The 11,629-nt window shown below is 69.4% G+C and carries 11 protein-coding genes; 5 read left to right on the forward strand and 6 right to left on the reverse strand.

All coding sequences use genetic code 11. The features are described 5' to 3' along the window. The first annotated feature begins 133 nt into the window (after positions 1–133). The 4 genes from mnmG to J2850_RS15400 all read left to right on the forward strand — a co-directional run bounded on the left by mnmG (position 134) and on the right by J2850_RS15400 (position 4,387). The gene (mnmG, locus tag J2850_RS15385) at positions 134–2,002 is read left to right on the forward strand and encodes a tRNA uridine-5-carboxymethylaminomethyl(34) synthesis enzyme MnmG (protein ID WP_209983141.1); all 1,869 of its coding nucleotides are present in this window, start codon (positions 134–136) and stop codon (positions 2,000–2,002) included. Beyond that, complete coding sequence (rsmG, locus tag J2850_RS15390) at positions 1,999–2,613, forward strand: 16S rRNA (guanine(527)-N(7))-methyltransferase RsmG (RefSeq protein ID WP_209983143.1); 615 nt, start codon at positions 1,999–2,001, stop codon at positions 2,611–2,613. The genes mnmG and rsmG overlap by 4 nt, the downstream gene beginning before the upstream one ends. Before the next feature lie 62 nt (positions 2,614–2,675). Then, entirely contained in the window at positions 2,676–3,473 is a 798-nt protein-coding gene (locus J2850_RS15395; RefSeq protein WP_209983145.1) for a ParA family protein, read from the forward strand. Beyond that, positions 3,470–4,387 (forward strand): ParB/RepB/Spo0J family partition protein, encoded by a 918-nt coding sequence (locus tag J2850_RS15400; protein ID WP_209983147.1) that lies wholly within the window; start codon positions 3,470–3,472, stop codon positions 4,385–4,387. Before J2850_RS15395 ends, J2850_RS15400 begins: the two co-directional genes overlap by 4 nt. A 66-nt stretch (positions 4,388–4,453) precedes the next feature. Here the strand turns inward: J2850_RS15400 and J2850_RS15405 are convergent, their stop codons facing one another. From J2850_RS15405 to rph, 4 genes are read right to left on the reverse strand one after another with little or no spacing between them, the layout of a single operon-like run. Then, a complete protein-coding gene (locus J2850_RS15405; protein WP_209983149.1) occupies positions 4,454–4,969 on the reverse strand; it encodes a dihydrofolate reductase in 516 nt (171 codons plus the stop codon). A 52-nt stretch (positions 4,970–5,021) separates the two neighbouring features. Further along, positions 5,022–6,191, reverse strand: a complete 1,170-nt coding sequence (gene hemW / locus J2850_RS15410) for a radical SAM family heme chaperone HemW (protein WP_209983330.1) — start codon at positions 6,189–6,191, stop codon at positions 5,022–5,024. Next, positions 6,179–6,793, reverse strand: a complete 615-nt coding sequence (gene rdgB / locus J2850_RS15415) for an RdgB/HAM1 family non-canonical purine NTP pyrophosphatase (RefSeq protein WP_209983151.1) — start codon at positions 6,791–6,793, stop codon at positions 6,179–6,181. The genes hemW and rdgB overlap by 13 nt, the downstream gene beginning before the upstream one ends. A 27-nt stretch (positions 6,794–6,820) precedes the next feature. Beyond that, on the reverse strand, positions 6,821–7,540 hold the full coding sequence (gene rph / locus J2850_RS15420; protein ID WP_209983153.1) for a ribonuclease PH: 720 nt from the start codon (positions 7,538–7,540) through the stop codon (positions 6,821–6,823). Between the two features lie 408 nt (positions 7,541–7,948). On the opposite strand from rph, the gene J2850_RS15425 reads away from it, so the two are divergent. Further along, the gene (locus J2850_RS15425) at positions 7,949–10,213 is read left to right on the forward strand and encodes an NADP-dependent malic enzyme (protein WP_209983156.1); all 2,265 of its coding nucleotides are present in this window, start codon (positions 7,949–7,951) and stop codon (positions 10,211–10,213) included. A gap of 75 nt (positions 10,214–10,288) precedes the next feature. Here the strand turns inward: J2850_RS15425 and J2850_RS15430 are convergent, their stop codons facing one another. Together J2850_RS15430 and J2850_RS15435 are read right to left on the reverse strand one after the other, a co-directional pair. After that, entirely contained in the window at positions 10,289–10,852 is a 564-nt protein-coding gene (locus J2850_RS15430; protein WP_209983158.1) for a GNAT family N-acetyltransferase, read from the reverse strand. Between the two features lie 10 nt (positions 10,853–10,862). After that, a complete protein-coding gene (locus tag J2850_RS15435; RefSeq protein ID WP_246513106.1) occupies positions 10,863–11,483 on the reverse strand; it encodes a helix-turn-helix domain-containing protein in 621 nt (206 codons plus the stop codon). Positions 11,484–11,629: the final 146 nt, after the last annotated feature.

Raw genomic sequence — 11,629 nt, forward strand, 5'->3', positions numbered from 1 at the left:
CCTCCCTAACCCTCCCCCGCTGTCGCGGGAGAGGGGACTGCCGCCGCTACGCAGACTTTATCCTCTCCCCCGAGGCGTGGGTTAGTTGCCCCGCCTCTTGGATCCGTCCCGCCCTTCGGCTATGGTCCCGCGCATGCGACGCTATGATGTCATTGTTGTCGGCGGCGGTCACGCCGGCTGTGAGGCGGCTGCCGCGGCGGCGCGCATGGGTGCGCGCACGCTGCTGCTGACCCACAAGATCGAAACCATCGGCGAGATGTCCTGCAATCCCGCCATCGGCGGCTTGGCGAAAGGGCATCTGGTGCGGGAGATCGATGCGCTCGACGGCGTGATGGCGAAGGCCATCGACCGTGGCGGCATCCAGTTCCGCATCCTCAACCGCAGCAAGGGACCGGCCGTCCGCGGGCCGCGCGCCCAGGCCGACCGCAAGCTGTACCGGCAGGCCATGCAGGCGCTGCTGGCGGAGCAGGAGAACCTGACCATCGAAGCCGGCGGCGCCGAAGACCTGGTCGTCGACGGCGGGCAGCGCATCACCGGCGTCGTCACCGGTGCCGGCGAGACCGTCGCCGCCGGTGCGGTGGTGCTGACCACCGGCACCTTCCTGCGCGGCCTGATCCATATCGGCGAGGAGCGGACCCCGGCCGGGCGCGTCGGCGAGGCGCCATCCGTTGGCCTGTCCGAGACGCTGGCCCGGCTGGGCTTCCCGCTCGGCCGGCTCAAGACCGGAACCCCGCCCCGGCTCGATGGCCGCACCATCGATTGGGACGCGCTGGAGAAGCAGCCGGGCGACCTGCCGCCGCCGCCCTTCTCCTACCTGACCGAACGGATCGACACCCCGCAGATCGACTGCGCCATCACCTGGACGACGCCGGAAGCCCATGCGCTGATCCGCGGCAACCTGCACCGCGCGCCGATGTATTCCGGCCAGATCACCGGCACCGGGCCGCGCTATTGCCCGTCGATCGAGGACAAGGTCGTCCGCTTCGCCGACAAGGAGCGCCACCAGATCTTCCTGGAGCCCGAAGGGCTGGACGATCCGACCGTCTACCCGAACGGCATCTCGACCTCCCTGCCCCGCGACGTGCAGCTCGGCATCCTCGCCAGCATGCCGGGATTGGAAAAGGTCGTGATGCTGCGGCCCGGCTATGCCATCGAATACGACTATGTCGATCCGCGTGAGCTGAAGCCGACGCTGGAGACCCGGCGGGCGCCGCGCCTGTTCCTGGCCGGCCAGATCAACGGCACCACCGGCTATGAAGAGGCCGCGGCGCAGGGCCTGATGGCCGGCATCAATGCGGCGCTCGCCGCCGGCGGCACGCGCGAGGGCTTCGTGCTCGACCGTGCCGACGCCTATATCGGCGTGCTGATCGACGACCTGATCGGCCGCGGCACCAACGAGCCCTACCGCATGTTCACCTCGCGCGCCGAATACCGGCTGCTGCTGCGGGCCGACAATGCCGACCAGCGGCTGACCGACAAGGGCATCGCGATCGGCTGCGTCGGAAGCGAACGCCGCGATGCCTTCGCCGCCAAGAGTGCGGCGCTGGCCGCCGGCCGGGCCTTGGTGGCCTCGCTCCAGGCGACGCCGGTCGAGCTGGCCCGCCAGGGCTTGGCGGTGAACCAGGACGGCGTGCGCCGCAGCGCCGCCGACCTGCTGCGCTATCCGGACATCGACCTCGCCGCCCTCTCCCACCTGTGGCCGGAGCTTGCGGCGATCGCCCCGGAGATTGCCGAGCAGCTTGAGATCGACGGCAAATATGCCGGCTATCTCGGCCGCCAGGAAGCCGACATCCGTGCCTTCCGCAAGGACGAGGCGCTGGCGCTGCCCGAGGATCTGGATGTCGACGGTATCGGCAGCCTGTCCGCCGAAGTCCGCCAGAAGTTGCGGCAGTCGCGCCCGGCGACGCTGGGAGCTGCGGCCCGCATCCCCGGCATGACCCCGGCGGCGCTGGTCGCGCTGCTGCGCCATGTGAAGCGGCGCGACGCGGTAGCGGCGGAATGAGCGCCTTCGACGCCGACGCGTTCCGCAAGGAAACGGGTGTTTCACGTGAAACGCTCGACCGGCTGGACGCCTTTGATGGACTGCTGCGCAAGTGGCAGCCGAGGATCAACCTCGTCGGCCCGTCCACCCTGGCGGAGACCTGGCGGCGCCACTTCCTCGACTCCGCACAGCTTCATCCGCTGCTGCCGGAGGGGACCAGGGTGCTGGTCGACCTCGGCAGCGGCGCCGGCTTCCCCGGCTTGGTGCTGGCCATCCTCGGCGTGCCCGAGGTCCACCTGATCGAGAGCGACGCGCGCAAATGCGCGTTCCTGCGCGAGGCGGCCAGGCTCTGCGCCGCGCCGGTCACCATCCACAACAAGCGGATCGAGGCCGTGTCCGGCATCGCCGCCGACGTGGTGACCGCCCGTGCCCTGGCACCGGTGGCCGACCTGCTGGCCTGGGCCCATCCCTTCATCGGCGGCCGCGGCAAGGCCTTGTTCCTGAAGGGTGCGGCGCTGGACGACGAATTGACCGCCACCACGCAATATTGGACAATGCGCGCCGAGCGATTCGACAGCCGCACCGACCCGACCGGCACCATCCTGCGCGTGAGCGAGCTTGACCGTGTGTGACAGCCGTGCCTGACGCCGTTCCCCCGCCCTCCTCCCGCCAACCGGACTCCCGAGAGGCCGCCATGTCCGCCGTCAATCCTCCCCTTGCCCGTGTGGTTGCGATCGCCAACCAGAAGGGCGGCGTGGGCAAGACCACGACGACGATCAATCTCGCCACCGCGCTCGCCGTCATCGGCAAGCGGGTTCTGGTGATCGATCTCGACCCGCAGGGCAACGCCTCGACCGGGCTCGGCATCCCGCGCTCGGACCGCCGCGTCGGCATCTACGACGTGCTGTTCGACGACGTGCCGCTGGAGACCGCGGCGATCCCCTCCTCCGTCCCCAACCTGTCGATCATCACCTCGTCGGTCGACCTGTCCGGCGCGGAGATCGAACTGGTGGATGCCGAGCGGCGCGAGTTCCGCCTGCGCGAGGCGGTCGCCAACAGCGCGCTCGAATATGATTACGTCCTGATCGACTGCCCGCCGGCGCTCGGCCTGCTGACGCTGAACGCCCTGGTCGCCTCGCATGCGGTCATGGTCCCGCTCCAGTGCGAGTTCTACGCGCTGGAGGGGCTGAGCCACCTGGTCCGCACCATCGAGCGGGTGAAGCGCACCTTCAACCCCAACCTCGACATCCACGGCGTCGTGCTGACGATGTTCGACAAGCGCAACAACCTGTCGGACATGGTGGCAGCGGACGTCCGCGGCTTCTTCGGGGAGAAGGTGTACGACACCGTGATCCCCCGCAACGTCAAGGTCTCGGAAGCACCGTCGCACGGCAAGCCGGTGCTGATCTACGACATGCGCTGCCCGGGATCGCAGGCCTACATCCATCTGGCGGGCGAGGTGCTGCGCCGTGAGAAGAGACTGACCGCATGATCGACGATACCAAGCAAGGCAGCGCCCGCCGGTCCAGCCTGGGCCGCGGCCTTTCCGCCCTGTTCGGCGAGGCGACCGAGGATTACTCGGCGCTCGACAAGGTGCGGCAGTCCAAGCAGGTGCCGATCGAGTTCGTGCATCCCGGCACCTACCAGCCGCGGCGCAAGTTCGACGAGGAGGCGATCCGCGGCCTCGTCGACTCCATCCGCGACAAGGGCATCCTGCAGCCTCTGCTGGTCCGTCGCGACCCGGACGACGCCAACTCCTACGAGCTGATCGCCGGCGAACGCCGCTGGCGGGCGGCCCAGATCGCCGGCCTGCACGAGGTGCCGGTGGTGATCCGCGATCTCAGCGACCGCGAAGCGTTGGAAATCGCGCTGATCGAGAACATCCAGCGCCAGGATCTGACCCCGCTGGAAGAGGCGGAGGGCTATCGCCGCCTGATGGAGGAGTTCGAGCACACCCAGGAGGATCTGGCCCGCGCCATCGGCAAGAGCCGCAGCCATGTCGCCAACATGATGCGGCTGCTGGCGCTGCCGGATCCGGTCAAGTCGATGGTGCAGGACGGTGCGCTCACCGCCGGCCATGCCCGTGCGCTGCTGACCGCTCCGGATCCGGCCGCCGCCGCCCGCGAGGTGGTGTCGCGCGGCCTCAACGTCCGCCAGACCGAAGACCTGATGCGCGGCGACCAGCCCAAGGCGAAGAAGAGCGGCTCCGGCAAATCCGGCGGCGGTCCGGCGGTCAAGGACGTCGACCTGATCAATCTCGAGGAGGAAATCTCCGCGCGCATCGGGCTGAAGGTCGCGATCAATCCGCAGGGGCAGCGGGGCACCATCACTATCCACTACCAGACGCTCGACCAGCTCGACGACGTGCTGCATCGCCTGGGCCGCGAGGAGGACGTGGGGGCCTGACGGCGACGCCATCCTCCTGCCCCGTTCACGCCGTCCTTCGCTGCCGCCCTTCCCAGGCCACCGCCGTCAGGCCGGCGCCCGTTCCAGGTCGATGTAGCGGTAGAGCAGGCCGTTTTCCTCCATCGGCGCGCTCGACCAGACTTCGGTCCATTCCGCACCGATGGGCGGCATCATGGTGTCGCCGTCCACGGCGCACTGGACCCGTGTCAGGCGCACGCAGTCGGCGATCGGCAGCGCTTCGCGGAACAGCGCGGCACCGCCGATCACGCACAGTTCGGCGGCGCCGGACTCCTGCGCCCAGGCGATCGCCGGCCCGATCGACGGGAACCAGTGCGCGCCGTCCCGCAAGCCGTCCTGCAATCCGGGCCGCGGGCCGGCGGCGCTGCGGCTGAGAACGAGATTGTCGCGGCCAGGCAGCGGGCGCCGCGGCAGCGACTCCCAGGTCCGCCGCCCCATCAGCACCGGCTTGCCGAGCGTGAGTTCCCTGAAGCGCTTGAGATCGCCCGGCAGGTGCCAGGGCAGGCCGCCGTCGCGGCCGATCACGCCATTCTCGGCCGCAGCGACCACCAGGCTGATGCGCATGCCTTCACCCCTCCCGCTTGGGACCTTCCCCGTCGGTCCGCCGCGACGGAGTCTACGCCAACAGGGCGCCGAGCACCGCGTTCAGTCGCTGTAGCCCGTCCGGCGTCGCCCGCAGTCTGGCGGCATCGCGAACGAGGAAGCCGCCATCGACCAGTCGCGACAGCGCCGCCGGATCCACGAACTCTTCGAACGGCCGGCCGGCCTCCTCGGCGATCCGCGCGAGCGGGACGCCTTCGGTCAGGCGCAACCCCATCATCAGCAGTTCGGTTCCGCGGGCATCGCGGCCGATCGGCTCCGGCGCTGCGGCGCCATGGCCGGCGCGCTCCACCCGCTCCAGCCAGATCTCCGGCGCCCGGTGGGCACGGGTCGCGACCTTCCCGCCGTCGAGCGTCAATCGGCCATGGGCGCCCGGCCCGATGCCGACATAGTCGCCATAGCGCCAGTAGGTCAGGTTGTGGCGGCTTTCCTCGCCCGGGCGGGCGTGGTTGGAGATCTCGTAGGCCGGCAGCCCGGCGGCGGCAAGACGGCCCAGCGTCGCCTCGTAGAGGTCGCCGGCCAGCTCGTCGTCCGGCAGCACCAGCTCTCCGCGCGCATGCAGCGGATAGAAGGCCGTCCCCTCCTCGATGGTGAGCTGATAGACCGAGAGGTGGCCGACGGCATAGTCGAGCGCACGGGTCAGCTCCGCCTCCCAGGCCGCGACGGTCTGGCCCGGCCGGGCATAGATCAGGTCGAAGGAGAAGCGGTCGAAGGTGCTCGCCGCCAGCTCGATGGCGCCGGTGGCTTCGGCCGCGCTGTGCTGGCGGCCGAGGAAGCGCAGCGACGCATCGTCGAGCGCCTGGATGCCGAGCGACACGCGGTTGACGCCGGCGGACCGGAAGGCGCGGAATTTGTCGGCCTCAACCGAGGTCGGGTTGGCCTCCAGCGTCACCTCCAGCCGGTCGGCGACCGGCCAGCGGGCGGCAACCCCCTCGATCAGCGCGCCGACGGTCGCCGGCTCCATCAGCGACGGCGTGCCGCCGCCGAAGAAGATCGAGGTGACCGTCCTGCCGGCGGTCAGCCCGGCATAATGGTCGAGTTCGCGCAGCAGCCCGGCCCGCCAGCGGTCATGGTCGATCCGCTCGCGGACATGGCTGTTGAAGTCGCAGTACGGACACTTCGATTTGCAGAAGGGCCAATGGACGTAGACGGCGAAACCGGGATCGGCAGCGGTCACCGGAAGCAGCGCTCCACAAGCTGGCGGAAGGCGTCGGCGCGGTGGCTCATCTCGTGCTTCCTCGCCGGCTCCATCTCGCCGAAGGTCAGGCCGTACCCGTCGGGCAGGAACATCGGGTCGTACCCGAAGCCGCGGGGTCCGCGCGGCGGCCACACCAGGGTGCCGTAGCAGCGGCCCTCGACCGTCTCGACATGGCCGTCCGGCCAGGCGAGCGACAGGGCGCAGACGAAATAGGCGCCGCGGCCGGCCTTGCCGCTTTCCGGAAGGCCGGCAAGCCCGTCCTCGACCTTGCGCATCGCCATGTCGAAGTCCTTCTCCGGCCCGGCCCAGCGGGCGGAGTAGATGCCGGGATCGCCGTTCAGCGCCGGCACCACCAGCCCGCTGTCGTCGGCAAGCGCGACATGGCCGGCGGCGGCTGCCGCCTTCGCCTTCAGTTCGGCATTGGCGACGAAGGTGGTGCCGGTCTCCTCGGGTTCGGGCAGGCCCAGCTCCCCGGCCGAGGTGAAGGTGGCGACATAGGGGCCGAGCAGGTCGGCGATCTCGCGCACCTTGCCCTTGTTGTGGCTGGCGATGACGAGCGTGTCGCCGGTGAAGCGGCGGGGAGCGGACATGGCGTAAGACCCTTGCTTGATCCCGAGTTACTTGATCCCCAGCGCCTGCTTCTGCAAGGCCGCCAGCTCGTTCACGCCCTTGCGGGCGAGGCCCAGCAGCTCCATGAACTGCGCTTCGCTGAACGGGCTCTCCTCGGCGGTGCCCTGCACCTCGACGATGCCGCCCTTGCCGGTCAGGACGAAGTTGGAGTCGGCCTGCGCCTTGGAATCCTCGTCATAGTCGAGGTCGAGCACCGACTTGCCCTGGAAGATGCCGCAGGAGACGGCGGCGACCTGGTCGGTCAGCGGCATGGTCTTCAGCGCGCCGATCCGCATCAGGTGCTGGAAGGCGAGGTGCAGGGCGACGTAGCTGCCGGTGATCGCGGCGGTGCGGGTGCCGCCGTCGGCCTGGATGACGTCGCAGTCGATCTTGACCTGCTTCTCGCCCATCGCCGCGCGGTCGGTGACGGCGCGCAGCGCCCGGCCGATCAGGCGCTGGATCTCCTGCGTGCGGCCGGACTGCTTGCCCTTGGCGGCCTCGCGGTCGGTGCGGCTGTGGGTGGAGCGCGGCAGCATGCCGTATTCGGCGGTGACCCAGCCGAGCCCGGTGTTCTTCAGGAAGCGGGGCACCGTCTCGTCGACGCTGGCGGTGCACAGCACGTGCGTGTTGCCGAAGCGCACCATGCAGGATCCTTCGGCATAGCGGCTGAAGCCGGGCTCCAGGGAAACGGTGCGCAGTTGGTCGAAGGCGCGGCCGGAGGGGCGCATGGGCATCATCCAGGAAATCGATTGCGGTCGGCGGCAAGCTAGCGGCTCCGCCCTCCCCCTTCAAGCATGGTGTCCAGGCAGGGTGTCGGGGTCCCCGCCGCCGGGGGGCGGCTGCGGGATCGCGGCGGGCCATGGCCGGGGCGGCCATTTCGTCACATGGTGCCGGTGGCACCGCATCGGCGACAGTGGCCGCGGAATGGCCGCCGCGCGGCAAACAAACCGTACACCGAGCCGGATATGTCCCTGGTGACCACGAATTGGAATGATTCGTACAAAACAGGGCCATAGGGGGCTTGGCGGAGTGCGCGCCCCGCGTATACCATCGCGGCCCCACCGTCGGCACTGCCTGGCGCGAACGCCCAAAGACGACCGACGGGCATCAGTACTCCGTTGAGGAACACGAGATCCATGTCCGACACCAAACGCGTCACCGACGAGGAAGCCCTGCTGCTCCATTCCAGCGGCCGGCCCGGCAAGCTGGAAATCACGCCGACCAAGCCGCTGACCACCCAACGCGACCTGTCGCTGGCCTATTCGCCGGGCGTCGCCGCCCCCTGCCTGCGCATCGCCGAGGATCCCTCGCTGGCCTACGACTACACGGCCAAGGGGAACATCGTCGCCATCATCTCCAACGGCACGGCGGTCCTGGGACTTGGCGACCTCGGCGCGCTCGCCGGCAAGCCGGTGATGGAAGGCAAGGCGGTGCTGTTCAAGCGCTTCGCCGACGTGGATGGCATCGACCTGGAGGTCGATACCCGCGACGTGGATGAATTCGTCAACTGCGTGCGGTTCCTCGGCCCCAGCTTCGGCGGCATCAACCTCGAAGACATCAAGGCGCCCGACTGCTTCATCATCGAGGAGCGCCTGCGCGAGCTGCTCGACATCCCGGTCTTCCACGACGACCAGCACGGCACCGCGATCATCGCCGCCGCCGGCCTGATCAACGCCTGCGACATCACCGGCCGCAAGATCGAAGACGTGAAGATGGTGGTGAACGGCGCCGGGGCGGCGGGCATCGCCTGCGCCGAGCTGTTCTGCACGATGGGTGTTTCACGTGAAAACATCATCCTGTGCGACACCAAGGGCGTGGTCTACCGCGGCCGCACCAACGGCATGAACCAGTGGAAGTCGTCCTTCGCCGTCGCCACCGACAAGCGCACGCTGGAGGAGGCGGTCGCCGGCGCCGACGTCTTCGTCGGCCTGTCGGCGAAGGGAGCGATGACCCAGGAGATGGTCAAGTCGATGGCGCCCAAGCCCATCATCTTCGCGCTCGCCAACCCCGACCCCGAGATCACGCCGGAAGAGGTGAAGGCGGTGCGCGCCGACGCCATCGTCGCCACCGGACGGTCCGACTACCCCAACCAGGTCAACAACGTCCTGGGCTTCCCCTACCTGTTCCGCGGTGCGCTCGACGTCCGCGCCACCACCATCAACGAGGCGATGAAGGTCGCCGCCGCCCAGGCATTGGCGGCGCTGGCGCGCGAGGACGTGCCGGACGAGGTCGACGCCGCCTATTCCGGCCGCCGGCTGCGCTACGGCGCCGACTACATCATCCCGGTGCCGTTCGACCCGCGCCTGATCGTCACCGTGCCGGCCGCCGTCGCCCAGGCGGCGATGGAAAGCGGCGTGGCGCGCAAGCCGATCGTCGACCTCAGCGGCTACAAGCACTCGCTGCGCACCCGGCTTGATCCCACCGCCGACAGCCTGGAGCTGATCCTGGAGAAGGTGCGGGCCAATCCCCGCCGCGTCGTCTTCGCCGAGGGCGAGGAGGAGCGGACGATCCGTGCCGCCATGACCTTCCGCGCCGGCGGCTACGGCACGCCGGTGCTGATCGGCCGCGAGGAGGTGATCCGCGAGCAGCTCGCCGCCATGGGCCAGCCGAACGTCCAGTTCGAAATCCACAACGCCCGCCTGTCCGACGCCAACCGCCGCTATGCCGACCATCTCTACCGGCGGCTGCAGCGCAAGGGCGCGCTGCTGCGCGACTGCCAGCGGATGGTCAACCAGGACCGCAACGTCTTCGCCGCCTGCATGGTGGCCCAGGGCGACGCCCACGCCATGGTGACCGGCCTGACCCGCAGCTTCGGCGTCGCCTACGAGGAAATCCGCCGGGTCATCGACCCGAAGGCGAGCGAACCGGTGTTCGGCCTGCACCTGTCGATCACCCGCAACCGCACCGTCTTCATCGCCGACACCACCGTCCATTTCCGTCCCGACGGCAAGGCGCTGGCCGACATCGCGACGGGCGCGGCGGCCAAAGCCCGGCAGATGGGGCACGAGCCGCGGGTGGCGCTGCTGTCCTTCTCCAATTTCGGCCAGCCGCCGCATCCGAACACCGATCCGCTGCGCGAGGCACTGGCGATCCTCGACGGCCGCCGGGTCGATTTCGAGTATGACGGCGAGATGTCGGCCGACGTGGCGCTGGACTACGAGCTGATGAAGCGGGTCTATCCCTTCTCCCGGCTGTCCGGTCCGGCCAACGTGCTGATCATGCCCGGCCTGCATTCGGCCGACATCTCGGCCAAGCTGCTGAACAAGATGGCCGGCGGCCACATGATCGGCCCCCTGCTGATCGGCTTGGACAAACCCGCCCAGATCGTCACCATGGGCGCCACCGTCAACGACCTCGTCACCGCCGCCGCGCTGGCGGCGCATGACTCGCTGCCTTGGTGAGCGGCGACGACATTCCTTTCCCCATCCCTCTCCCGCGATCGGACGGACCTTCGGTCCGCCGAGGGCGCGGGAGGGTCAGGGAGACGGCAAAGCCTTGTAGAAGAAGGTCGTGTCGCAGAACCCGCCCCCGGGCCACAGGGCATAGCCGGGAATGACCCCGACCTTGATCCAGCCGGCACGCGTGTAGAGCCGTTCGGCATCGGGCGATGCGGTGTCCAGCACCAGCAGGGTCTTGCCCGCGGCACGGGCGGCGTCCTCGGCGGCGTCCATCAGCGCCTTGCCGATACCGCGCCGCCGGGCACGGCTGTGCACCAGCATCTTGGACAGGTCGGCCCGGTGGGGCTGGTTCGGCGGCTGCTGGACGACAAGCTGGACGGTGCCGAGTACCCCCTCCCCGTCCTCCGCCACCAGCAGGATGCGTTCCCCCCGCTCAACGCCCGCGGCCACCTCCCGCCAGAAGCCTTCGGCGGTGCCGCGGTCGAAGGGCGCCATGAAACTCACCGAGGCTCCCCCCTCGACGCAGTCGAGCAGCACCCCGGCCAGGGCCGGCACGGCATCCCGCGCCTCGGCACCCGCCAGCACACGAACTTTCACGGCGCCCGGCCCAGGCGCCGCAGCGTGAAGACAGGTCTCGTCCATGACGGGCTCCTCAGCGTTTAACGGCGTTTGGCTTGCGCGCACTCTCGGTGGTCAGCGCCACGATGTAGCGGGCCGGCAGGCTGGTCGGGTTGTGGTAGCCGACCGGCCGGTCGAGCCGCATGGCGAGGCAGTCGCCGGCCGACAGGCGGTGCGTCTCGTCCCCGACGGTCAGGTCGATGGTGCCTTCCAGCACATAGACCTGCTGGTCGATCACGGCGGCGCGGGCGGCGCTGTCGTAGGTCACGCGGGCGTCAGGCGGCAGATCCACTTCCACCAGTTCGATCGGCGACGGGAAACCGGGTGGCGACAGGTTGCGGCGGCGGTAGCGGGTGGCGGGATCCTGCCACGTGACCTGATCGTCGCGGCGGACGACCGGCTTGGCGTCGGCGCGTTCGGCGTCGGCGAACAGCGAGGCCAGCGTGACCCCGAGCCCGGCGGCCAGCCGGTCCAGCACGCTCGCGGTCGGGCTGCTCTCCCCCCGCTCGATCAGCGAGATCATCGAGCGGCTGACGCCCGAGCGCTCCGCCAGCCCATCGAGCGTCAGGCCCTGGTCGGAGCGCAGCGCCCGCAGGCGGGCGGCTAGGCGGCTGTCTATGGTCGGAAGCGTTTCATCCATTAAGATAGAATGCATATCCAGTTTCCTGGAGTCAACGCCGTCCCGCACAATCGCCCGCGTGAATCTTTTATGACCGGCACGCGGGGCCGCCGGCCATGGTGTAGAAGGGTTCATCCTGTCCGCCACGTCCATCCGAACCCTGGTGCCGTCCCCATGCGCCC

Source organism: Azospirillum picis (genome assembly GCF_017876115.1).
Lineage (GTDB): Bacteria > Pseudomonadota > Alphaproteobacteria > Azospirillales > Azospirillaceae > Azospirillum > Azospirillum picis.

Coding starts and splice junctions, on each gene's coding strand:
- J2850_RS15430 (WP_209983158.1), bottom strand. CDS start 10,852: ATGGACGAGACCTGTCTTCACGCTGCGGCGCCTGGGCCGGGCGCCGTG.
- rph (WP_209983153.1), bottom strand. CDS start 7,540: ATGCGCCCCTCCGGCCGCGCCTTCGACCAACTGCGCACCGTTTCCCTG.
- J2850_RS15400 (WP_209983147.1), top strand. CDS start 3,470: ATGATCGACGATACCAAGCAAGGCAGCGCCCGCCGGTCCAGCCTGGGC.
- rsmG (WP_209983143.1), top strand. CDS start 1,999: ATGAGCGCCTTCGACGCCGACGCGTTCCGCAAGGAAACGGGTGTTTCA.
- J2850_RS15395 (WP_209983145.1), top strand. CDS start 2,676: ATGTCCGCCGTCAATCCTCCCCTTGCCCGTGTGGTTGCGATCGCCAAC.
- J2850_RS15425 (WP_209983156.1), top strand. CDS start 7,949: ATGTCCGACACCAAACGCGTCACCGACGAGGAAGCCCTGCTGCTCCAT.
- mnmG (WP_209983141.1), top strand. CDS start 134: ATGCGACGCTATGATGTCATTGTTGTCGGCGGCGGTCACGCCGGCTGT.
- J2850_RS15435 (WP_246513106.1), bottom strand. CDS start 11,483: ATGCATTCTATCTTAATGGATGAAACGCTTCCGACCATAGACAGCCGC.
- J2850_RS15405 (WP_209983149.1), bottom strand. CDS start 4,969: ATGCGCATCAGCCTGGTGGTCGCTGCGGCCGAGAATGGCGTGATCGGC.
- rdgB (WP_209983151.1), bottom strand. CDS start 6,793: ATGTCCGCTCCCCGCCGCTTCACCGGCGACACGCTCGTCATCGCCAGC.